The following is a 23,225-nucleotide window of genomic DNA, read 5'->3' as shown; positions in this document are numbered from 1 at the left end:
CCGTACACCTGCCACTCCAGCGGTGTCAGCAGGTCCAGGAAGGCGTGCTCACCGGGCTCCCGTCAGCTCGGCGACCTTCGCCCAGGCGCACACCACGAGCAGCACCAGCAGCACGACGCAGGCTCCCGCCTGCACGAGGGCGCGACGGCCGTCCCGGGGAGCGTACGCGTAGGCGAGGGTGACGGCGCCACCGGTGAGCAGACCGCCCAGGTGGCCCTCCCAGGACGTCATGGCCGCCGAGATCACCAGCCACAGCAGCAGCCCCGCCATGAACCGGTTGACCTGGGCCATGTCGGCGCCGAGCCGGCGGGCCAGCACCCAGTACGCGGCACCGAGCCCGAAGATCGCGCCGGACGCGCCCAGCGTGGGGTCGTAGGGCGCGATCAGCAGGACGAGGACCGAGCCGCCGAGCGCCGAGAGCAGATACAGGGCGAGGTAGCGGATGCGGCCCAGCTGGGCCTCGACCACGCGGCCGATGTTCCAGAGCGACACCATGTTCATCACGATGTGCAGGATCCCGAACGTGCCCCCGGTGGGCGGCAGATGCAGGAACGCGCCGGTCAGCAGCCGGTACCACTCGCCGTCGACGACCCCCTCGACGTGGAGTTCGGCGGGGTAGGAGGCCTGCCACAGGTAGTGGCCGCCGTCCGGGCCCGCCAGTCCGGCCCCGAGCATCTCGAACCGGTCGACGATCGCCGGGCGCACCAACTCGCCGACGTAGGCGAGCACGTTGAGGCCGATCAGGACGTACGTCACCAGCGGTACGGCCGTGATCCGCCCGCCGAACGCGGTCCGCGCCTGCCGTACCGACCGGGCTCCCTCACGCACGCACTGCGGGCACTGGTGGCCGACGGCCGCCTCCCGCATGCAGTCCGGGCAGATGAACCGCTCGCAGCGGGTGCAGCGGACGTGGGACTCCACCTTCGGGTGGCGATAGCAGGTGGTGAGGGTGGATTCGGGTTCCACGTCCGGCTCCTCGGAGTGACAGGGGTGATCATTGAGCCGGTGGGGACGGCGGCGAACAAAATATCGAACGCCGGTGGCTGCGAGGAGCGGAGGGGTCATGGTCGCGATCAGTCTCAGCAAGGTGGAGGAGACGGCGCCCGAGCTGGTCGACCTGTACAAGAGCGCCGGGGTGTCCCTGGTGAAGCACGGGCTGGACGGGCTGCGGGCCGCGGTCTACCTCGTGGTCGACTACTCGGGCTCCATGCGGCCGTACTACCAGGACGGCAGTGTGCAGGCGCTCGCCGACCGGGTGCTCGGGCTGTCCGCGCACCTCGACGACGACGGCCGCGTGCCCGTGGTGTTCTTCTCCACCGGCATCGACGCCGAGACGGACATCGAACTCGCCGATCACCAGGGGAGCGTCGACCGGATCGTGGCCGGCCTCGGGCACATGGGAAAGACCAGCTACCACCTGGCCATGGACGCCGTCATCGACCACTACCTCGACAGCGGCAGCACCGCGCCCGCGCTGGTCGTCTTCCAGACCGACGGCGGCCCGATCAACAAGCTCGCCGCGGAACGGTACCTGTGCAAGGCGGCGAAGCTGCCCCTGTTCTGGCAGTTCGTCGGCTTCGGCAACCCGGACAGCAAGCAGTTCGACTTCCTCCGCAGGCTCGACGAGCTTCCCGTACCGGACCGGCGGGCGGTGGACAACGCAGGGTTCTTCCATGCGGGCGAGAACCCTCGCACGGTCCCCGACGGCGAGTTGTACGACCGTCTGGTGGGCGAGTTCCCGCAGTGGCTGGAGGCGGCGCGGGCGGCCGGGATCGTCCGGGCGTAGACCCGGGGTGCGGTGGCCGACGCGTTCAGTCGGCCAGGCGGGCGGCGGCCTGACGCTGCTGGTTCGTCATCACGTCCAGGAAGCGGATCACCGTCTCCAGCTCGTCCGTGGTGAACGGCTCGCAGGCGGTGGCGATGTCGCGGGCGTACTCCTCGAAGAACGCGAAGAGCTCCGCGAGGTTGTCCCGGTCCGGCTCGATCAGCACCCGGCGCTTGTCCGTGGGGTGCTCGACCCGGCGGACCAGACCCTTGGCCGCCAGCCGGTCGACCAGGCCGGTGACGGAGGCGGGCGCCAGACGGGTCGATGCGGCGAGTTCCTTCGCGGTGAGCGGGCCGTGCCGCTCCAGGAGGTCGAGGGCCTTCGTCTCCGTGGGGTTGAGACCGCGCTTCGCGGCCACGGCGGTGTGGAACATCACCGTGGCCCCGCTCTGCTCCCGGCCCGCCTCGAACAGCCGCAGCAGGACCGCGGCCCGTCGCTCGTCGTCGGCGGGGACGGCCTGGGAGAGGTCGGGGGCCTTCTTGCCGCTGCTGGTCATGGCGTCAGGCTAGCAAAATATTTCGTTCGGTCTAACTAACTACTTGCGATCAGGGGTGGGCGGCTGCGAGGGTGGTCAAAGTGTTTCGTTCGCCCGAACGAAATGATTATGACCGAACACCGCAGGGGGAGCCCTCATGTCCACGACCCTCACCGAGTCCCCGCCCGCCGGGGCGCAGCCGTATCCACGCCGCTGGGCGGCCGCCGCCGTGATGATGATCGCGGCCCTCATGGACCTGCTGGACGTGACGATCGTGAACGTGGCCATCCCGTCCGTCGGCCGTGACCTGCACGCCTCCCAGAGCGACCTCCAGTGGCTCGTCTCCGCCTACCTGCTGGGCTTCGCCGCCACGCTCATCGTCTCCGGCCACCTCGGAGACCGCTTCGGGCGCCGGGGGCTCTTTCTGGCCGGGGTCGCGGGCTTCGGGCTGGCGAGCCTCGCGTGCGGGATCGCGCAGACACCGGGGCAGCTGATCGCGGCCCGGGCGGTGCAGGGGGTGACCGCCGCGGTCCTGGTCCCGCAGGTGCTCGGCGCGTTCCGCACGATGTTCCACGGCAAGGAGCGCGGGGCGGCCTTCGGGATGTACGGCGCCGTCGCGGGGTTCGCCTCGGCGATCGGGCTGCTCGCGGGCGGACTGCTCACCGACGCCGATCTGTTCGGCTGGGGCTGGCGGTCGGTGTTCCTGGTGAACGTGCCGGTGGCGGTCGGGACGTTCGCGGCCGGGCTCGTGCTGGTCCCGGCCACCAAGGAGCGGTCCGCGGGGCGGCCCGACGTGCTCGGCAGCCTGGTGCTCGCGGGCGGCCTCGTGGCGGTGGTGCTGCCGCTGGTGCAGGGGCGGGAGAACGGGTGGCCGGTGTGGGGGTGGGTGTGCATGGCCGGGGGCGTCTGTGCGGTCGTGGGGCTCGGAGTGTTCGAGGCGTGGCGGGGTTCGCGGCGGGGCGCGGGGGGTGTGGGCGATGGGCGTGCGACTGCGGGGCGCATGACTGAAGGGGGTGCGACTGAAGGGTGTGCGGCTGCGGGGTGTGCGGCTGAGCGGCCTGCCGCTGAGGGGCGTCCGGCTGCGGGGCGTGCCGCTGCGGGGCGTCCGGGGATCGTGCCCTTGCTGCCCGCCCGGGCCTTCCGGCTGCCGGCGTTCTCCGTCGGTGTCCTGGTCCAACTGCTGTTCTCCGTCGGCATGCAGGGGTTCTTCCTGGTCTTCGCGCTCTGGCTGCAAGGGGGCCAGGGATACACCCCGCTCCAGGCCGGAGTGCTGACCGTCGCCTTCTCCGCGGGGGCGTTCCTGACCGCGCCGGTCGCGGACGGCCTGGCGGTGCGGTGCGGACGGCTGGTGCTCGGCGCCGGGGCACTGCTCATGGCGGGCGGCTTCGGCTGGGTCTGGTCCGGCGTCGACTCCGCGGCCGCCGTCCACACCGGGGCCTGGCCGCTGGTGCCGGGACTCGTCCTGGCCGGGGCCGGGCTGGGGCTGCTGGCGGTGCCGCTGGTCAACGTCGTGCTGTCGGCGGTGCCGGGGGAACTGGCGGGCGGTGCCTCGGGGATCTTCTCCACGGCCCAGCAGTTCGGGGGCGCGGTGGGCGCCGGGATCGTGGGGACGGTGTTCTTCTCCCACGCGGACGAAGGACTGGGCGCCGCGCTGGGGGCGGCCATGCCGTGGGTGGTCGGGGGGTTCGTGGTGAGCGCGGGGTTGTGCGGGGTGCTGCCGCGGCGGGGGGAGGGATGAGGCGTGAGGTGCAGGAGAGGGGAGAGGGGAGAGGCGGCGTGCTCTACGTGTCGCACTCCAGCACTGTCCGGCACAGCGCGCACCGGGCCCGCACCCGCCCTCGGACCGGCACTCGGATCCGCTGGTGGCAGGTGGGGCAGGGGAACGACACACGCAGGCTGCCGGTGCCGTCCGGGGTGAAGGCGTAACGGGTGCCCGGGCCCTGACCTTGGCCCGGTCCGGGGCCGCCGTGCCGGCGGTCGCGGGCGTACCGGCGGCGGCCCGCCCAGCCCGCCGCCGTCAGCGGGGGCTGCTGCTCGTCCTCGCGGGCCAGCGCGAGGCCCTTCCCGTACGCCGTGTACGCCTGCGGACTGGTGAACCACACCGAGGGGTCCTCACCGAACACCAGGGACCGTTTCGCCAGGACGTACCCGAACTCCTCCGGCGTCAGATACCCCAGCTTCTGGGACGACGCCGCGTCTTCCCGGTACGCGTCCAGCAGCAGCCACCCCGCCCCCAGATATGTCGTCGCCGTGTCCGTGAGGATCTCGTTCTCGCGCACCCCGGGGAAGGACAGGTCAAGCCGGTGCAGGTACACGTGCATGACCTCGTGGGCCAGCGCCGCCCCGATGTCCCGCCGGTGGGTGCGGAACCGGTCGTTGAGTTCGACGAAGTACTCGGGCCCCGCGGTGAGTTCGACGTTCGCCGCGTGGGTCATCTCCCGGAAGCTCACGACGAACCGCGCGTCCGGGAGACGGTAGTGCCGCACCAGCTCCCGCGCCACCCGCTGGGCCCCCAGATAGAGGTCGTCGGTGTCGCAGAACGCCACGTCCACCGGCGCCACGCTCGTCGCGAACGTCTGCACCGTGTCGTAGGAGAGCCGCTTGTAGAGCGCGGTGATCGCCGCCCGCACCGTCTCCAGATGCGGGTAGCCGTGCTGGACCGGTCCGTCGTTCGCCACGCCCGTACCCCCAAGACGCCCTGAACCCGATTCCACTCTACGAGGTCGGGCGCGGATCCAGGGGGATCGGATCCGGGGCACGCAGACGCAGGACGGGCCCGTCGGCCGGCGCCGCCTCCAGCTCAAGGACCCACACGTCGTTGCCGCCCTCCCGCAGCACCGGACCGGGCACGTACAGCGACCGCTGCGGGCCCACCGACCAGTACCGGCCCAGATTGAAGCCGTTGACCCAGACGAAGCCCCGGGCCCAGCCCGGCAGCTCCAGCACCGCGTCCCCCGCGCCGCGCACGCTCAATACACCCCGGTACAGGCCGGGAGAGCCGTCCCCGGGGACCGCCGCGAAGCCGATCCCCGCCGACGAGTCCGGTCCCGCCGACGAGTCCGGGCCCGCCGGCCCCACCGAGTCGATGGAGTGCAGCGTGTCGACCGAGTCGATGGAGTGCAGCGTGTCGACCGAGTCGATGGAGTGCAGCGTGTCGATGGAGTCCAGTGCGTCCAGCCGCAGCCCCGTCGCCCGTACCCCGTGCAGGAACTGCCGCTCGTGCAGCAGACCTCCCGTGATCCCCTTCGCCTCCCCGCTCCTGGGCCCGTAGTTGACCCGGCCCAGCGACTCCACCCACAGCTCCACCCGCGCGGGCCCGGCTACCGGCTCCTTGAGCTGCACGTCGTCCTCGGTGAGCACCCCGGCCCGCTCCCCGTCGACGTACACCACCGCGAGGTCCCTGAGGCCGCGCGCGATCAGCGGATACGGCTGCCGCGGCCCCGGCACGTCCACCTCGTACCGCACCAGCCCCCGGTCCACGTCCAGGTCCTCGAAGGTCGGCGGCACGGGACCCTCGATGGGCGTCCCGCCGCGCTCCTCCAGTACGGCGGACAGGGCCGCCCACCCGGACAGGAGCACCTCGTGGGGCTGCCCCAACACGGCCGGTGCGGGCGGCAGTTCGGCCACCGGGCCGTACGCGGCGAGCACCTCCCTGAACCGCTGGAACTTCTCCGTGGGTCGGCCGTACTCGTCGATCGGCGCGTCGTAGTCGTACGACGTCACGTCCGGCTCCAGCGGGCCGTCGTGCAGCGCGCCCCCGCCCCGGTTGGCGCCCGACCAGCCGGCGAAGTTCGTGCCGCCGTGCGCCATGTACAGGTTCACCGAGGCACCGCACTCCAGGATCTCCCGCAGCGCCTCGGCCGCGTCACCGGCGTCCCGGACGACGTGCTCGCCGCCCCAGTGGTCGAACCAGCCGCACCAGAACTCCATGCACATCAGCGGGCCGTCCGGGCGGTACCGGCGCAGCGTCTCGAAGGCCGCGCGGGCGTCGGAGCCGAAGTTGACCGTGGCGAGGACACCGGGGAGCGAGCCACCGGTGAGCATGTGGTCCTCGGGGCCGTCCGAGGTGAACAGAGGGACGGTCACGCCCACCGCGCGCAGCAGCTCCGCCAGCCGGCGCAGGTAGCCGGTGTCCGAGCCGTAGCTGCCGTACTCGTTCTCCACCTGGACCATCAGCACCGGGCCGCCCCGGTCTACCTGCCGCTCCACGACCTGCGGCAGCAGCCGCCGGAACCAGCGCTCCACCTGTCCCAGGTACACCTCGTCGCTCGTCCGGGGATGACCCCGCAGCCAGTGCGGCAGGCCGCCGTTCTCCCACTCCGCGCAGATGTAGGGGCCGGGACGGACGATCGCCCGCAGCCCGGCCTCCTGGGCCGCGTCCAGAAACCGGCCCAGCGCCTCCGTGTCCCGGAAGTCGCCGGGGCGCGGCTCGTGGAGGTTCCACGGCACGTACGTCTCGACGCAGTTCAGGCCCATCGCCCGCAGCATCGCCAGCCGGTGCCCCCACTGCGCCTCGTGGACCCGGAAGTAGTGCAGCGCGCCGGACAGCAGTCGCACCGGCCGTCCGTCCAGCAGGAAATCGGTTTCACCCGTCGAGAACTCGCTCATAGGCTCCACCTTCACGACTGGCGGCGACCACGTCCATGGACAAAGATCGGCGCTGCTTGGACCGAAGCGACGGTCGTCGAGCCGAAGCGACGGTCGTCGAGCCGAAGCGACGGTCGTCGGACCGGAGCGGCCGTCGTCGGACCGGAGCGGCCGTCGTCGAGCCGAAGGGATGCGTGGGAGGCGCGGCGATGTACCACACCTGGATGCGGTTCCTCACTCCCGGCCCCGTCCACCACCGCCTCGGCCTCGTCTGCCTCGGCGTCGGCCTCCAGTACGGTCCGCTGCCCACCGTCGGCCCCCGCACTCTCGACAGCCACGTCGCCGTCGTCGTCAGCAGCGGCACCGGGTGGTACGAGACCCCCGACGGGCGGCGCCGGACGGTCACCGCGCCCGCTCTGCTGTGGCTCACGCCGGGCGTCCCGCACCACTACGCGCCGGACCCCGTCACCGGCTGGGACGAGGGGTTCGTCGGCTTCACCGGGCCCGCCACGACGACGTACACCGAACTCGGGTACATCGAACCGGACCGTCCCGTGGTGGCGCTGTCCGATGCCGCCGGTCCCCGCGCGGTGATCGCCCGGATCGCGCGCGCCGCCCGTCGCGACAACCCGCTCCTGGAGGTGGAGACGGGCGCCGCGGTCCACGAACTGCTGGTCGCCCTGCGTCGCGCCCGCGCCGACCTCGCCCCTGACGGCGACCCCGTCCTCAAGGCCCTCGCCCGTGACGCCTTCAAGCCGATGTCCGTCGCCGACCACGCGGGCCGGCACGGCATGACCCTCGCCGAACTGCGCACCGCCGTGCGCCGGGGCGCCGGGTGCAGCCCCAAGGACTACCTCCTCGGTATCCGCCTCGACCGCGCCAAGGAACTCCTCGCCGCCACGGAACTCCCCGTCGCCGCGATCGCCCGCCGCGTCGGCTACGACGACCCCGCCTACTTCTCCCGCCTCTTCACCCGCCGCGTAGGCATGCCCCCCATCCGCTTCCGAGCCCAGGAAGCCCGAACGGTCCCCGGCGGCTGGAGCAACCAGGTCCCGGATCCGGGGGATCTGCCGAGGGTTTGAGGGGCGGGCGTTGAGGGGGGGGCGCCTGTCGTGCCTCCTGGTGGGCGCATCCGGCGATCTTTCCCTTCACCCCCTCCCCGTAATGTTGTCGACCATGACCACCAGCAACACCGGAAACGGTGACGTCGACCCCGCCGTCCGTGAGGAGCTCGCGCGGCTGCGGGACAGCATCGACAACATCGACGCGGCCGTAGTCCACATGCTCGCCGAGCGGTTCAAGGCCACCCAGCAGGTCGGCCACCTCAAGGCCCGCCACCAGCTGCCCCCCGCCGACCCGGCCCGCGAGTCCCGCCAGATCGAACGGCTGCGCACCCTCGCCGAGAACGCCAAACTCGACCCGGCTTTCGCCGAGAAGTTCCTCAACTTCATCATCGCCGAGGTCATCCGGCACCACGAGCGCATCGCCGAGGACGCCGTCAACGGCAGCACCACCACGGCCGATTGACCCCGCGGGACACACACGGCATGCTGCCCCGTGCACTCCTTGTCAGCCTGCGAGCACTCCCCGTCAGCACCCGGGCGTAGGCTGGATCGTCCGCGAGGGAGGGACGTCGGGCCATGCCGTCGGATGCCAGGATCCTCATCGTCGACGACCACGAGGACACGCTCTACGCCCTGGAGAGCGCCCTGGCCCCGCTGGGCTACCGGCTCGGCCGCGCCACCAGCGGTGACGAGGCCCTCAAGCAGGTGCTCCGGGGCCAGGTCGGCCTCCTGCTCCTCGACGTGCGGATGCCCGGCGTCAGCGGCCTCGACGTGGTCCGCTGGATGCGCCGCCTGGAACAGACCCAGCACATCCCCGTCATCCTGCTCACCGGCTTCGGCCCCGACCACGAACTCACCTCCGCCGCCTTCGCCCTCGGCGTCGCCGACCTCGTGATGAAGCCCATCGACCCCTGGGCCCTGCGCACCAAGGTCCGCTACCTCTTCGACGCCCACCGCCGCCACCTCGCCCTCGAACACGAGGTGCGCGAACTGCGCGCCCTCGTCAAAGGCCACGGCGAGGAGCACGGCGAGGACCATGGCGAGGACCTGGGCGAGGGCCACGGCGAGAACCAGGCCGCGCCCACCACCCCCCACCCCGCCCTGCCCCACCCCGACGCCCGCGTCCCCCTCCAGCGCGGACAGGGGGCGCACACCGAGGAGCTCGAACAGGACCGGACATAAGGCGTGTACCGATCCGCCTCTGTGAGTTGGCCCTGCCATCAGGCAGCATGTCCTGCATGTCCGTACTGACGCGCGACGAAGCGCAGACCCGTGCCAAGCTCCTCGACGTTCACCGCTACACCATCGCGCTCGACCTCACCACCGGCGACGAGACCTTCACGTCCCGGACCGTCGTCAGGTTCACCGCGCGCGCGGAGGCGGACACCTTCGTAGAGCTCAAGCCGGCCGAACTGCGAGAGGCGACCCTCGACGGCCGCCCCCTCGACCCGGAGACCCTCGACGGCAACCGGCTCCCCCTGAAGGGCCTGACCGCCGGCGAGCACGAACTGCGGATCGACGCCGTCATGCGCTACTCCCGCACCGGCGAGGGCATGCACCGCTTCACGGACCCCAGCGACGGCGAGTCGTACGTCTACACCCAGCTGTTCATGGAGGACGTCCAGCGCGTCTTCGCCGCCTTCGACCAGCCCGACCTCAAGGCCGTCTTCGACCTCACGGTCACCGCCCCCGAAGGCTGGAGCGTCCTCGCCAACGGCATCACCGAACACCTCGGCGAAGGCCGCTGGCAGGCCGCCCCCACCCCCCTCATCTCCACCTACCTCGTCGCGGTCGCCGCCGGCCCCTGGCACTCCGTACGCACCGAACACCGCGGCCTGCCCTTCGGCATCCACTGCCGCCGCTCCCTCGCCCCCTACCTCGACCCGGACGCCGACGAGATCTTCGAGATCACCCGGCAGTGCTACGACCGCTACCACGAGAAGTTCGAGGAGCCCTACCCCTTCGACTCCTACGACCAGGCGTTCGTCCCCGAGTTCAACGCCGGCGCCATGGAGAACCCCGGCCTCGTCACCTTCCGCGACGAGTTCGTCTACCGCTCCGCCGTCACCGACACCGAGCGCCAGACCCGCGCCATGGTCATCGCCCACGAGATGGCCCACATGTGGTTCGGCGACCTCGTCACCCTGCGCTGGTGGGACGACATCTGGCTCAACGAGTCCTTCGCCGAGTACATGGGCTACCAGACCCTCACCGAAGCCACCCGCTTCACCGACACCTGGGTCGACTTCGGTGTCATGCGCAAGGGCTGGGGCTACGACGCCGACCAGCGCCCCTCCACCCACCCCGTCGCCCCCGAAGCCGTCGAGGACACCGCCTCGGCCATGCTCAACTTCGACGGCATCTCCTACGCCAAGGGCGCCTCCGCCCTGCGCCAGCTCGTGCACTGGCTCGGCGAGAAGGACTTCCTCGCCGGCATCAACACCCACTTCGCCCGGCACAAGTTCGGCAACGCCACCCTCGCCGACTTCATCGACTCCCTCGCCTCCGCCACCGAACGCGACGTCCACGCCTGGGCCGACGCCTGGCTGCGCACCACCGGCGTCGACACCCTGCGGCCCGTCGTCACGCGCGGCGAGGAAGCCACGTACACCCTCCAGGTCGAGCACAAGGGCAGCCGCCCGCACCGCATCGCGGTCGGCCTCTACGACCAGGACGTCACCGACGAGGGCCGCCACCTCGTCCTGCGCGACCGCCTCGACCTCGACGTCCCCCAGAGCGAACCCCTCCCCATCGGCAAGCGCCCCGCCCTCCTGCTCCTCAACGACGGCGACCTCACCTACGCCAAGGTCCGCTTCGACCCCCAGTCCTTCACCACGGTCACCGAGTGCCTCTCCGGACTCCCCTCGCCACTGACCCGCGCCGTCGTCTGGAACGCCCTGCGCGACGCCGTCCGCGACGGCGAACTCCCGCCCTCCGCCTACCTGGAGGCCGCCCGCGCCCACCTCCCGCACGAAACCGACCTCGCCCTCGTCCAGGGCGTCCTCGCCTTCGCGGCCACCTACGTCGCCGACCGCTACATCACCCCCGAGGAACGCCCCGCCGCGCTGTCCCTCCTCACCGCCCTGTGCCGCGACCTCATCCGCCGCACCGAGGACGGCGACAACCCCGGCCTGCGGCTGATCGCCGTACGCCACTGCATCAACGTCGCCGCCCACCCCGACACCATCGCCGCCTGGCTCGCCGACGGCACCGTCCCCGGCGGACCCGAACTCGACCCCGAACTGCGCTGGCGCGTCCTCGCCCGCCTCGCCGTCCTCGGCGCCACCGACGAGGCCGCCATCGCCGCCGAACTCGCCCGCGACCCCTCCGCCACCGGCCGGGAGGGCGCCGCCCGCTGCCGCGCCGCCCTCCCCTCCGAAGAGGCCAAGGCGGCCGCCTGGGACGCCATGTTCACCCGCGACGACCTCTCCAACTACCTCTTCACCGCCACCGCCCAGGGCTTCTGGCAACCCGAACAGGCCGATCTCGTACGGCAGTACGTGCCCCGCTACTACGACGACGCCGTCGCCCTCGCCGCCCGCCGCGGCCCCGCCATCGCCGACGCCGTGGGCCGCTGGGCCTTCCCCGACTACGCCATCGACGAGGACACCCTCCGCCTCGGCGAGAGCTGTCTGCGCGACGCCGACCCCATCCCCGCCCTGCGCCGCAAACTCACCGACCAACTCGACGACCTGGGACGTGCGTTGCGGGTGAGGCAGGCGTGAGTCGCTGGCCGCTGTCGCGCGTGTCATTGCTCGCGGCAGCGGCCTTCGGGGCCTCTGGGTTGGAAGTTGACGGTGTGAAAGATGCGGGTCTAGCCTGAAACCGTACGAGCCCTTCATCACTCGCGGCCCCACACACGGCGACAGGCTGTGTGTCTCGGACACTCGAACTGGCGGACCTCACGGATCGTTGGATCCACGCAGGCCACCGAGGGAGAGACCGAGAAGCGTGGTGGTGAGGAGACGCAGCGCGTATCGCCCGAATCCGCTTGCCCGGTCGGCTCTGAGCCCGGCCGGAGTGATCAGTTCGATGCGGTGCAGCCGCATGTCGTTCTGACGACGTCCGGATTCGAGCGAAGGGCCAGGAACAGCCATCAATGCATCCAAGCCGGTCGATCGCGTGTACTACATCGACGAATCCGGCATTCCCCGAACTGGCTTTGCGCTCTACACCGCCGTAGGTATTCCCGTCGCTGACGCTCCGCACATTCTGAGAACTTGGCAGGCATTGCGTGAGGAATGGTGCAAGAACCACGGCATCCCCGTCGACTACGAACTCCATGCGAGCGACTTCCTGGCGGGCCGAGGCCGTCCGGGTGGACGCAACCCGCTCAAGATAGAGCGCTACCGCATGGCCCAGCAGGCCCTCGACCTGATCGGAACCCACCCCGGCATCCAGATCGTCACCGTCTACACCCGGGAGCCGGCACATTGGGGAGTGGCGAAGCGCCGTGCTTACGACCGGCTGTTGCGCGGTCTTGACCGAAGGCTCGCGGAAGCGGGTGAGACCGCCCGACTCGTCGTCGACGGCGACGGCAGTGAGCATCTTTACAGCGAAGTGCATGAGCAGGTGAGACCCGGCCGTATCCCTGTGACGGCCGTCGAGGTTCCCGCACACACCTCCGCCTGGCTCCAGATGGCCGATCTAGCCGCATACAGCGCCTGCCAGGCCATCGCGCAGCAGCAGAGCCGGGAGTTCATGTGGGGCTGGTACGCGCGCCATTTGCCGAAAGCGGCGCCCCCTAAGCCGTGCTGACTCTCATCATCACCCCGTACATGACGAACCCCGGCCGAGGGCCGGGGTTCGTGAAAGCAGACCTGGCACACGCGCTGCGCGTGGCCCTGACTGCAAGGCCAGTCTACCGGCGTATGGCACACCGGGCCAGCAATCAGACGGGTGACATACACAGTCTCGGCAGGTCAAAGAAAGGAAGAGTGTGAGCAGCTCCACTGAATCCCAGGATCAGGCCGGCCAAGGTCAAGGTATGCAAGCCTCCCCGGCCGGTCCCGAGACGATCTCCTTCAGCTTTGCGGGCGGGGACTTCACCGTCTCTGGCTTCGAGCGGACCCTTCCCTCCTACTCCACCCCCGGTGGACGCGCGCAGCTGGTGAAAGCAGGTATGGCGGCCGACGGCGCGGCTCTGGACGAGGACGCCTGGCACGCCGTCGCACGCGCCATCATCTCCCCAGAGGCTGCCGCCGCCCAGTTGAGCGCCCCCAAGGGACAGGGCTCCGCCCTCATCGAGGAGCACGTGGAAGGCGCCACCCTTCGCTCGCTCCACACTCGCGTCTGGCTGACCGAACTCTTTCCCGGCCACCAGCCCCGCACAAGCCAAGAAGCCCTCCCAGTCGAGGACCCCGAGGTGCACGGCGACATCGACGAACAGGGACGACCGCTCGCCCGTGTCAGATACCGGTACCGCGACCGCAAGCACCTGCGCGATCATCTCAAGCAGACCATCGAGCAGACCCGGCACGCCAACCCGAATCCTTACGACCGTTCAATTCTCGCCCGAAGAATCACCCGCGCGGTCATCGCTCACCCTTGCCGTCTTGAGTTCGCCGACGGCGACGAACACGTGGACGTTCTCGCCGTACGCGACGGCATCACCCGCCTGACCAGTGCCTGGGCACTGCTCACGGACGAGAGCGCACCCTATGCGGAGGACATCGCTGACACAGCGCTCAAGATCCTCACGGCGGAGAAGACTCAGCGCCGCGGTGCCCCCGAGAAGGCCTTGAGCCAGCGCATGGCTCTGGGACGCCAGGAAATGCTCAGCACCCTCCTTGCCGAGTTCCAGCGGGGAGTGACACAGACGCAGCCGGCGGACCGCTCGGTACGTCTCGGTCAGACGCTGGTGGTTCCCGCCCAGATCACCGTCGGCGTCCACCGTCACGGCTCCGCCGGACTCTCCGCCGAAGAAGTCTTCGACGACGCCGTCCGGTCCATCCTCGCCTCCATCCACGTCGAGTTCCGGCATTGGGAGGCAGCCGCGCAGAACGTGGAGGTCGGCAGCCGGGCCATCAGCCGGGTACGCCTGCCCGGACTGCCCCAGAACAGTCTGCTCGACGGAATCATCGGTCTCGCACTGGGACGGCGCAGGCCTGAGGAACTCCCCGCCGTCTTCGGCGACCCCGGAATTCCGGCAACTCCCCTGTGGCGGGCCGTCTACCTGACGCATTTCTTGACTCGGCCAGAGGTCCGCGAACAAGTCAAGAGGTTCGCCAAGGACATCAAGGGCACCGGCAGGATGTCGAACTCGGGATACGCCGAACTCCTCGGCCCGGTCATCGATCTGCCCTGGCGCGGCTACAAGGCGGGCTCACTGCAACAGGCGCGGAACGCGTGGGCGAACGGCGGAGTGCTCACCAAGCAGGTACTCGGAGACTGGCAACCCGCCCCGGTCGAGGACTTCACCGACCTCGTCGCACCAGCGCTCAAAGGCGACATCAACGCACGACAGACCCTGGTGGTCGCCGGGGGAACCGCACTCATCGCGGACAAACTCATCACCCGGAATGTCGGGTCCGCGGTTGGCAAGACCGTGCCCTTCCGCGCCAACACCGACGTGATCGTCGCCGGCCTCTCCGACTCCGAGGAAGGGCTGTGGACCCTGGCCTTCGCAGCCTCCGCATTCGAGGCGGGGCGGGAATGCCTGAACTCCTTCACCAAGGCTCAGCTCCTGGCCCGCAAGACGACCGACATGTACACCATCCCTGCGGTCGACCTCAGCGAGCCGGACCACAAGCTCCGGGACAAGGGGGGCGTAGCGCTCGAACTCCTCGATCAGTGGCGGGTCGTGGCCACATCCGACCCCACGAAGACACAACAGGCAGAAGACGAACGGCTTCAGCAGAGTTCTCCTTCCGGCACCGGGCTCTCCCTCACCGACAAACTCGGCGCCGAACGGCGTGCCCTGCGGCAGGCAGTAGCAGAAGCCCGGCAGGCGGTGGACCGTCTGATGAGTCTCGCGGACAGTCCCGAGGCGAGGGCAACCACGGTCCACCCATTCGGTTCACGCGAAGAGCTCGACCGAATGATCGACGAAGTACGCCAGCTCGCCGGCCAGATCCTCCTCCACCCACAGGCCAACGACCTGGTCGACGACGAGGAAGAGGACGAGGAGGAGGACGACGGCCTCTCCCACTGAAGTCCCCACCACCCTCGACCCAACACGCTTTCCCCGTACGGCAGTACCCCCTTTCGGGTCAGGATCGTTGAACTCTCCGGGCGCGCCCAGCCGGCTCCGTCCAAGCTGGAAGCCCCCAGCGCTCCCGGAGGTCGACGATGAGCACCCCGCCACTGGCCTCGGGCCCCGAAAGCGGCGATGTGCTGCGCCCACTGCTCGACACGGTTCTGGACGCCCTGGGGGAGGGGGTACGTCTGAGGGGTGGGCCACTGCCGGCCGGGGGCCCTGAGGCGGTCTCGGCCCGGGTGCGGGACGCGGTCGGGGCCGTACTCCCGGACGAGGGCGACCCGGAGGGCCTACGGCACCTGGTGCGAGCACTGGCAGAAGGCGCGGCGGACCCCGCGGACCCCTCCTGCGTGGCCCACCTCCACTGCCCACCGCTGGCAGTGGCCGCGGCAGCCGACCTGGCCGTCAGCGTCCTGAACCCTTCAATGGACTCCTGGGACCAGGCTCCGGCGGCGTCGGAGCTTGAGGCCCGGGTGACACGTGCACTGGCAGACGAGGTCTACGCCGAGACACTTGAGGGCGCGGGACTGTATCGATATGCGGCTCCGCCGCGGGGCGCGACAAGCCCCCACCGGCCCGACGCTCTGATCACAACCGGTGGCACGGAATCCAACCAACTCGCCCTCCTCCTGGCCCGAGAGACCCTGGGCCCGGGTGTCCGCCTCGTCTGCGGCGAGAACGCCCACCACTCCCTCCCAAGGTCCGCCTGGCTCCTGGGCCTGCCCGAACCGGTGATCGTCCCCACCCCCACCGGCACCCTCGACCCCGCAACCCTGGACAAGGCCCTCCACGGACCCTCGGTCATCGCCGCCACCGCAGGCACCACCGACGCCGGCCTCATCGACCCCCTCCCCGACATCGCCGCCCTCTGCGCACAACGCGGCGCACGCCTCCACGTCGACGCGGCCTACGGCGGCGGCCTCCTCTTCAGCCCGCGGCACCGAGCCAAGCTCACCGGCATCAACAGCGCCGACACCGTCACACTCGACCTGCACAAACTCGGCTGGCAACCCGTCGCCGCAGGCCTCCTGGCCGTCCGCGACACAGACGACCTCGCCGCCCTGAACCACCGCGCCGACTATCTCAACGCCGACGACGACACCGAAGCCGGTCTCCCCGACCTCCTCGGCCGCTCCCTGCGCACCACCCGCCGCCCGGACGTCCTCAAGATCGCCGTCACGCTGAAAACCCTGGGCCGCGCGGGACTCGCCGCCCTCGTCGACCAAGTCTGCTCAACAGCGCAGGAGTTCGCCGCACTCGTCGAACGGCACCCCGGGTTCGAACTCCACGAACCGCCCACCATCAGCACGGTTCTGTTCCGACCCGCAGACGCCACCGACGGTGCCGTAGCGGCCGTACGCCGACAACTCCTCACCGACGGCCGCGCCGTCCTCGGCCGAGCCCGCGCAGCGCACCGGCTCTGGCTCAAGGCCACCCTCCTCAACCCCACCACCCAGCCGGCCCACCTCACCGCACTCCTGCACCTCGTGGAAGGAACCACCCCCCGATGAACCCCCACCCCCCACACCACGAGCCCGACGCACCCCGCGACCTCGTCGGCATCGGCATCGGCCCCTGCAACCTCTCCCTCGCCGCCCTCGCCCAGCCCCTCACCACCCTCGACGCCGTCTTCTACGAACAGCACCCCGCCTTCCACTGGCACCCCGGACTCCTGATCGACGGCGCCACCGTCCAGGTCCCCTTCCTCGCCGACCTGGTGACCCTCGTCGACCCCGCCAGCGACTGGACCTTCCTCAACTACCTCAAGGCCCGCGAGCGCCTGTTCCCCTTCTACTTCGCCGAGCGCTTCCACATCCAGCGCGCCGAGTACGACGCCTACTGCCGCTGGGTCGCCGAGAACCTCCCCGGCCTGCACTTCCGCCACCAGGTCGACGCCGTCCGCTTCAACCCCGAACGCGACGTCTTCGAGGTCGACTTCACCCAGCTCGACAGCGACGGCGAGGCCGAGGCCCTCGGGCGTACCTACACCAAGAACATCGTCGTCGGCATCGGCACAGAGCCCTGCGTGCCGGAACCGCTCAAGCCCCTCGTCGAGGCCCCCGGCGTACCCGTCATCCACGCCGCCGACTACCTCGACCACCGCCGGAGCCTGCTCGCCGCCGACCACGTCACCGTCGTCGGCTCAGGACAGTCCGGTGCCGAGGTCTTCCTCGACCTGCTCCGCAACCGTCCCACGGGCCGCGAACGACTGCACTGGCTCGGCCGTACCGAAGCCTTCGCGCCCATGGAGTACTCCAAGCTCGGCCTCGAACACTTCACCCCCGACCACACCCGCTACTTCCACGCCCTGTCCGAAAGCGTCCGCGACCGCCTCGGCACCACCCAGTGGCAGCTCCACCGCGGCATCGGCGCCGACACCATCGCCGCCATCCACGACGAGCTCTACCACCGCACCCTGCACGGCGGCTGGCCCGACGCCGTCCTCACCCCCGGCGTCCGCGTCCGTACCGCCGGACGCATCGCCACCACGAAGATCGAACTCCACCTCGAACACATCCAGCAGGGCAGCCGCTCCCGCCTCACCACCGACGCCGTCGTCCTCGCCACCGGCTACCGCGAACGCCCCCTCGACCGCATCCTCGCCGGACTCGACCCCTACCTGCGCCGCGACAGCCGCGAACGCCCCCGCGTCGACGAGCAGTTCAGACTCGACCTCGACCCCTCCGTCAGCGGCGCCGACTGTCACGTGTACGTGCAGAACGCCGAGCGCCACACCCACGGCGTCGGCGCCCCCGACCTCGGCCTCGCCGCCTGGCGCAGTGCCACCATCCTCAACACCGTCACCGGCAAGAACCCCTACCCCCTGCCCGCCCGCACCGCCTTCACCACCTTCGGCCTCGAACAGCGACCCCAGATCCCACCCGCCCGCCAGGCCCCCGTCCTGACCCCCCTGGTCGAAGGACGATGACGGAGACGACGGAGACGACGGAGACGACGGAGACGAGGGAGACGAGGAAAACGAGGGAGACGAGGAAAACGCCGACGACAGCGCGCAGAGCGCGTGTCGCCGGCGTGACCCAGCGGAACCCCGGCGTCCCTAGAACACCGGCGTACCGTCCCGCGTGAGCTTCCAGTCCACCGACGCGAAGTCCTTCGGGTCCAGCACACCCTTCGCGGTCACCCACTCCGCGATCCGGGTACGGATCTCCGTCGACTCCGACCACAGCTCGGTGGCGGAGGCCACGTGCGGGAACGCCCCGCCGCCGTTGGCCCGGTAGTTGTTCACCGCGAACACGAACTTCTGCGCGTCGTCCAGAGCGGCACCGTTGAACGTCAGGTTCTTGATCCGCGAACCCGCCGCCTGCGCGATGTCGATGTCGTACGACAGCCCCGACACGTAGTCGTAGTTGTAGTCCGGACGGTTGTTCGCGTTCGTCAGCTTCTCCACGTCCACCGGCGCACCCGCCGCCGTCCGCACGAAGTACTCCGCCGAGTACTCCAGGTACGCCCGGATCTGCGCACCCGTCAGCAACTTCGCCACCAGCGTGTTGTCGTACACGTACAGGCTCGACAGGTCCCGGATCGTCACGGCGCCCGCCGGGATCTCCGAGGTCCGGGAGAACGGGGAAGCCTGCGCGATCACCGGCAGCGAGGCGTACTCCGTCGACGCCAGCGCCGCCCGCACCACGTCCTCCTGCACCTTCGTGATCAGGTCGATGATCGGGGCGTCCTTGTACCGCGCCTCGACCGTCGTCAGCGCGGCCGTCGCCGTCCCCACCACCTGGTTGACGTACTTCACGACGACGTCGTGATCGTCCTTCAGCAGCTTGGTGATCTTCGGATCGTCGGCCACCGAGTTCGAGTTGAGCACCTTGGACGAGACGGACTCGACCGACCAGCGGCCCTTCTCGAAGACCAGCTCGAAGTCGAACAGCGACAACCGCTCCGCGTACGCCAGCGGCTCCGAGAGCACCACCGTCTTCCCGGTCTTGGTGTTGGTGACCTTCAGCTCCGGGATCTCCACATGCGCGTGCCCCACCAGGATCGCGTCGATCCCCGGCACCTGCTGCGCCACCAGCGCCGCCGAGTTCTCCACGTACGGCAGCTGATCACCGTAGGACGACGTCCCCGACGAACCCGAGTGCGCCGACACCACCACCACGTCCGCACCCATCGACCGCAGCTTCGGCACCCACTTCGCCGCCTGCTCCTCAAGCCCCGGGAACGTCAACTTCCCCTGCACATAAGCCTTGTCCCAGATCGCGATACCCGGGTTCGTCAGCCCCAGCACCGCCACCTTCACCGGCGGCGCGCCCTTCACGTGGAACGTCTTGATGAAGTACGGCGGGAAAGCGGGCTTCAGCGTCTTCGCGTCCAGCGCGTTGGCGCCGAGCAGCGGGAAGTCGCACTGCTCCTCGAACTTCCGCAGCGTCTCGATGCCGTAGTTGAACTCGTGGTTGCCCAGCGCCACCGCGTCGTACCCGATGGCGTTCATCGCCGCCGCCATCGGATGGACCGGACCGCCCTTCGCGGTGATCGGGTCGACCTTCGCGTAGTAGTACGTCAGCGGCGTGCCCTGGATCGTGTCGCCCGCGTCCAGAAGCAGCGTGTTGCAGCGGCCCTTCTCCTTGCGGACCTGGTTCACCAGCGTCGAGATCCGCGACAGACCCTGCGCGTTGCCCGCCGCGTCCTTGTACTCCGCGTCCTTGAAGTAGTCCCAGTTGAAGACATGACCATGCAGGTCGGTGGTGCCCATGACCGTGAGCGAGTACCGCTTCACCGGCTTCCTCCCGCTCTCCGCGGCCTGCGCGGCAGGAGCTCCCACGGCACCCGCCAGCGCGACCCCCGCTCCCGTCACGGCGGACTTCTCCAGGAACTTCCTGCGGTTCAAGGCCATCTCTTGATCTCCTCGGGGAAAGGTCAACAACGCGCGTAGATTCTGACCCGGTCATGCTGAACCGCAACAGACCCCACAGGTTTCGATCTGGTGACTCACCGCGCGAAAACTGACACAGTGAGTCGTTATGACCGTTCCCTACGGCACACCCGACGCACCACGCATCGCCGTCCGCGGCGAAGCCCACCTCGAAGTCGACCCCGAGATCGCCCGCATCGGCGTCACCGTCGCCTCCCGCGGCAAGGACCGCCGCACCGCCCTCGACGACCTCACCCGCCGCAACACCACCGTCCTGGACCTCCTCAAGTCCTACGGCGACGCCGTCGAACACCTCGAGACCGGCTCCTTCTCCGTCACCCCCGAACTCAAGGAACACGGCCGCGGCGAACGCGTCCACGCCTACCACGGCCACGTCCACATCACCGCCGAACTCACCGACTTCACCGCACTGGGCGAACTCACGACCCGACTGGCCGACCAGGAGTTGACCCGCGTCGACGGACCCTGGTGGGCCCTGCGCCGCGACTCACCCGTCTACCGGCAGGCACGGCAACAGGCAGTCCGGGAAGCCGTCCAACGGGCGAAGGAGTACGCGGAGGCACTGGGCACATCCCTGGCGTCCCTGCTCGAACTGGCGGACATCGGAGCCGAGGACCCCGAACCCCGCTTCGTGGGCAAGGCGAGCCGCGCCCGCTCCATGGCCTACGAAGCCGCGGCCGACACCACGGCCGCCCCACTCGACCTCGAACCCCAGCGCCAACACGTCTACGCCCACGTCAACGCACGGTTCACAATGGCACCGCCGACCCTGTAACAGGTCGCCGTATTTGCTCCTGTGATGCTCATCGGAGCGGGGCCCCGCACACTTCAACACTTGTCAAAAGGGCTTCACCCGGAGGTTGTTGAGTCGTCATGTGCGACCAACTCCCTACCCGCCGGTAAGGCCTAATGTCGAAACATGCGCCGAGCAAAAATCGTCTGCACCCTGGGCCCCGCCACCGACTCCTACGACCAGATCAAAGACCTGGTCGACGCCGGAATGGACGTAGCCCGCTTCAACCTCAGCCACGGCAGCTACGCCGAGCACGAGGAGCGGTACCACCGCGTCCGCAAGGCCTCCGACGAGACCGGCCGCAGCGTCGGCCTCCTCGCCGACCTTCAGGGCCCGAAGATCCGCCTCGGTCACTTCACCGAAGGGCCCGTACTCCTTGAACGCGGGGACACCTTCACCATCACGGTGGAAGAGGGCGCGGAAGGCGATCAGCGGCAGTGCGGAACGACGTACGCCGGACTCGCCTCCGACGTCGCCGTCGGCGAACGCATCCTCGTGGACGACGGCAAGGTCTGCCTGGAGGTCACCTCGGTGGAGGGCCCCCGCGTCCACACCCGAGTGATCGAGGGCGGCATGATCTCCGACCACAAGGGCCTCAACCTGCCCGGCGTGGCGGTCTCCGTTCCGGCGCTGTCGGAGAAGGACGAGGAGGACCTGCGCTGGGCGCTGCGCATGGGCTTCGACGTGATCGCCCTGTCCTTCGTACGCTCCGGACGCGACATCGAGGGCGTCCACCGGATCATGGACACGGCGGGGCGCCGGGTTCCCGTGATCGCCAAGGTGGAGAAGCCCCAGGCGGTGGACGCCATCGAGGACATCGTCGCCGCCTTCGACGGGATCATGGTGGCCCGCGGCGACCTGGGCGTGGAGATGCCGCTGGAGCAGGTGCCGATCGTCCAGAAGCGCGCGATCAAGCTGGCCAAGCGCAACGCCAAGCCGGTGATCGTCGCGACCCAGATGCTGGACTCGATGATCGAGAACGCGCGGCCGACGCGTGCGGAGGCGTCCGATGTCGCCAACGCGGTCATCGACGGCACGGACGCGGTGATGCTGTCCGGCGAGACGAGCGTGGGCAAGCACGCGATCGAGACCGTCCGGACGATGGCCAAGATCGTGGAGGCGGCGGAGGAGGACATCCTCGAGAAGGGCCTCCCGCCGCTGACGGAACGGAACAAGCCCCGCACCCAGGGAGGGGCTGTCGCCCGGGCCGCGGCGGAGATGGGCGACTTCCTCGGCGCGAAGTTCCTGGTGGCCTTCACTCAGTCCGGCGACACGGTTCGGCGACTGTCCCGCTACCGGTCCCCGATCCCCCTCCTGGCCTTCACCCCGGAACCGGCGACGCGGTCCCAACTCAGCCTGACGTGGGGCGTGGAGACGTACCTCGGCCCGCAGGTCGACTCCACGGACGCGATGGTCGACCAGGTGGACGAACTCTTGCTGCGCTACGGACGGTGCGAGAAGGGCGACGTGGTCGTCATCACGGCCGGCTCCCCGCCCGGGGTGTCGGGCTCGACGAACCTGGTCCGGGTGCATCACATCGGGGAGGACGACAAGTAGGTCAGTGTTTGGGGCCTACGTGGGTGTCCAGGAGGGCGACTGAGGCTTTGCGGGCGATGGAGATGTTGCAGTGGTTCATCTGCCGCCAGTCGACCCCTACCTGGTCCAGGGCATCGGTGAAGAGCCGCATGATGTCGGCGGACCTGTTGCTGAAGCAGTACCGGGGATATTCGTAGCGCTTGTGTTCACCGGCCACGAGGCGGGTCGTCCAGTTGGTGATGCGGCACCCGTCCGAGTGGATCAGGCCTCGGATGAACTCCCAAGGGTGTTCATCGACGATGGCCTGTTGCCAGGGTTCGAGGGCGATGGAGCGCTCGTGCTTTCTGCCGGGGCCGTGCTGGGGAAACAAGCAGTGCAGGTGCTTCGAGTAGACCTTCACGTTGCGGCAGCCGATCTTCCGGACGCGGCAGACGGCATTGCCGGGAAACACCGCGCGCATGGCCTGCTCGCAGGCGTCCATCAGGCCGGGCCAGGCTTCATCGCACGTGATCATTAGGTTGGGCACTCGATGCTCGGAGTAGCGGCTGATGTGGCCGTCTCCGAGGTAGAGACCCAGTAGGTAGCTGTATGCGGTCGAGTCCAGATCTCTGCCGTCGCATCGCGGGCACTTCGGATCGTGCTTGCCCGGACACTCGCCCCGCCTGGCTCGGTCGAGATGCTTCCAGTAGCTGATCGTGCCTGCCGGGACGCCGAATTTCCGTGCGATATCCGCGTTCTTCGCCCCGTCCCGCAGTAGCGTGACTGCCTTCTGCTGAACCTCAGTGCCGTGAAAGTTCATACGGCTACTCTGAGTGAGTGATCGCAACTCCGCGCAGCAAAAAGCGGATGT

18 protein-coding genes are annotated in these 23,225 nt (G+C 69.6%); 12 read left to right on the top strand and 6 right to left on the bottom strand.

Translation table 11 applies throughout. The features are described 5' to 3' along the window. Nucleotides 1-48: 48 nt before the first annotated feature. Nucleotides 49-966, bottom strand: a complete 918-nt coding sequence (locus IF54_RS0115700; protein WP_030318872.1) for a rhomboid family intramembrane serine protease — start codon at nucleotides 964-966, stop codon at nucleotides 49-51. Between the two features lie 97 nt (nucleotides 967-1,063). On the opposite strand from IF54_RS0115700, the gene IF54_RS0115695 reads away from it, so the two are divergent. Continuing rightward, a complete protein-coding gene (locus tag IF54_RS0115695; RefSeq protein WP_030318870.1) occupies nucleotides 1,064-1,786 on the top strand; it encodes a vWA domain-containing protein in 723 nt (240 codons plus the stop codon). Nucleotides 1,787-1,811: 25 nt separating this feature from the next. On the opposite strand, the gene IF54_RS0115690 is transcribed toward IF54_RS0115695, so the two are convergent. Further along, entirely contained in the window at nucleotides 1,812-2,321 is a 510-nt protein-coding gene (locus IF54_RS0115690; RefSeq protein WP_051735452.1) for a MarR family winged helix-turn-helix transcriptional regulator, read from the bottom strand. Nucleotides 2,322-2,457: 136 nt separating this feature from the next. On the opposite strand from IF54_RS0115690, the gene IF54_RS0115685 reads away from it, so the two are divergent. Beyond that, nucleotides 2,458-4,038, top strand: a complete 1,581-nt coding sequence (locus IF54_RS0115685; RefSeq protein WP_030318866.1) for an MFS transporter — start codon at nucleotides 2,458-2,460, stop codon at nucleotides 4,036-4,038. A gap of 43 nt (nucleotides 4,039-4,081) precedes the next feature. Here the strand turns inward: IF54_RS0115685 and IF54_RS0115680 are convergent, their stop codons facing one another. Then, entirely contained in the window at nucleotides 4,082-4,978 is an 897-nt protein-coding gene (locus IF54_RS0115680; RefSeq protein ID WP_030318864.1) for a hypothetical protein, read from the bottom strand. Between the two features lie 37 nt (nucleotides 4,979-5,015). Further along, entirely contained in the window at nucleotides 5,016-6,908 is a 1,893-nt protein-coding gene (locus tag IF54_RS0115675; protein ID WP_030318862.1) for a glycoside hydrolase family 35 protein, read from the bottom strand. Nucleotides 6,909-7,096: 188 nt separating this feature from the next. Between IF54_RS0115675 and IF54_RS0115670 the strand changes: the two genes are divergently transcribed. From IF54_RS0115670 to IF54_RS0115630, 8 genes are all read left to right on the top strand, one after another. Beyond that, entirely contained in the window at nucleotides 7,097-7,969 is an 873-nt protein-coding gene (locus tag IF54_RS0115670; protein ID WP_030318860.1) for a helix-turn-helix domain-containing protein, read from the top strand. Between the two features lie 94 nt (nucleotides 7,970-8,063). Then, nucleotides 8,064-8,414 (top strand): chorismate mutase, encoded by a 351-nt coding sequence (locus IF54_RS0115665; RefSeq protein ID WP_030318858.1) that lies wholly within the window; start codon nucleotides 8,064-8,066, stop codon nucleotides 8,412-8,414. 113 nt (nucleotides 8,415-8,527) lie between these two features. Beyond that, entirely contained in the window at nucleotides 8,528-9,133 is a 606-nt protein-coding gene (locus tag IF54_RS0115660) for a response regulator (protein ID WP_030318857.1), read from the top strand. Between the two features lie 56 nt (nucleotides 9,134-9,189). Then, nucleotides 9,190-11,676, top strand: coding sequence for an aminopeptidase N (gene pepN / locus IF54_RS0115655; RefSeq protein WP_030318856.1), 2,487 nt, complete (start codon nucleotides 9,190-9,192; stop codon nucleotides 11,674-11,676). 397 nt (nucleotides 11,677-12,073) lie between these two features. Next, complete coding sequence (locus tag IF54_RS0115645; protein ID WP_030318854.1) at nucleotides 12,074-12,709, top strand: DUF3800 domain-containing protein; 636 nt, start codon at nucleotides 12,074-12,076, stop codon at nucleotides 12,707-12,709. Between the two features lie 229 nt (nucleotides 12,710-12,938). Beyond that, complete coding sequence (locus tag IF54_RS39605) at nucleotides 12,939-15,104, top strand: hypothetical protein (protein WP_051735451.1); 2,166 nt, start codon at nucleotides 12,939-12,941, stop codon at nucleotides 15,102-15,104. 137 nt (nucleotides 15,105-15,241) lie between these two features. Then, nucleotides 15,242-16,660 (top strand): pyridoxal phosphate-dependent decarboxylase family protein, encoded by a 1,419-nt coding sequence (locus tag IF54_RS0115635; protein ID WP_030318850.1) that lies wholly within the window; start codon nucleotides 15,242-15,244, stop codon nucleotides 16,658-16,660. Continuing rightward, nucleotides 16,657-18,078, top strand: coding sequence for a lysine N(6)-hydroxylase/L-ornithine N(5)-oxygenase family protein (locus IF54_RS0115630; RefSeq protein WP_030318844.1), 1,422 nt, complete (start codon nucleotides 16,657-16,659; stop codon nucleotides 18,076-18,078). The genes IF54_RS0115635 and IF54_RS0115630 overlap by 4 nt, the downstream gene beginning before the upstream one ends. Before the next feature lie 129 nt (nucleotides 18,079-18,207). Here the strand turns inward: IF54_RS0115630 and IF54_RS0115625 are convergent, their stop codons facing one another. Continuing rightward, entirely contained in the window at nucleotides 18,208-20,007 is a 1,800-nt protein-coding gene (locus IF54_RS0115625) for a bifunctional metallophosphatase/5'-nucleotidase (protein WP_030318843.1), read from the bottom strand. A gap of 127 nt (nucleotides 20,008-20,134) precedes the next feature. Between IF54_RS0115625 and IF54_RS0115620 the strand changes: the two genes are divergently transcribed. Both IF54_RS0115620 and pyk read left to right on the top strand, forming a co-directional pair. Beyond that, a complete protein-coding gene (locus IF54_RS0115620; RefSeq protein WP_030318840.1) occupies nucleotides 20,135-20,821 on the top strand; it encodes an SIMPL domain-containing protein in 687 nt (228 codons plus the stop codon). 144 nt (nucleotides 20,822-20,965) lie between these two features. Next, nucleotides 20,966-22,396, top strand: a complete 1,431-nt coding sequence (pyk, locus tag IF54_RS0115615) for a pyruvate kinase (protein ID WP_030318837.1) — start codon at nucleotides 20,966-20,968, stop codon at nucleotides 22,394-22,396. A gap of 1 nt (nucleotide 22,397) precedes the next feature. Here pyk and IF54_RS0115610 read toward each other — a convergent pair whose 3' ends face one another. Further along, entirely contained in the window at nucleotides 22,398-23,174 is a 777-nt protein-coding gene (locus tag IF54_RS0115610) for a sigma-70 region 4 domain-containing protein (protein WP_030318834.1), read from the bottom strand. Nucleotides 23,175-23,225 lie beyond the last annotated feature (51 nt).

Source organism: Streptomyces sp. NRRL B-3229 (assembly GCF_000719505.1).
GTDB lineage: Bacteria > Actinomycetota > Actinomycetes > Streptomycetales > Streptomycetaceae > Streptomyces > Streptomyces griseorubiginosus.
Note: the sequence above shows the minus strand (reverse complement) of the source record. Positions and strands in the feature narration are given on the sequence as shown.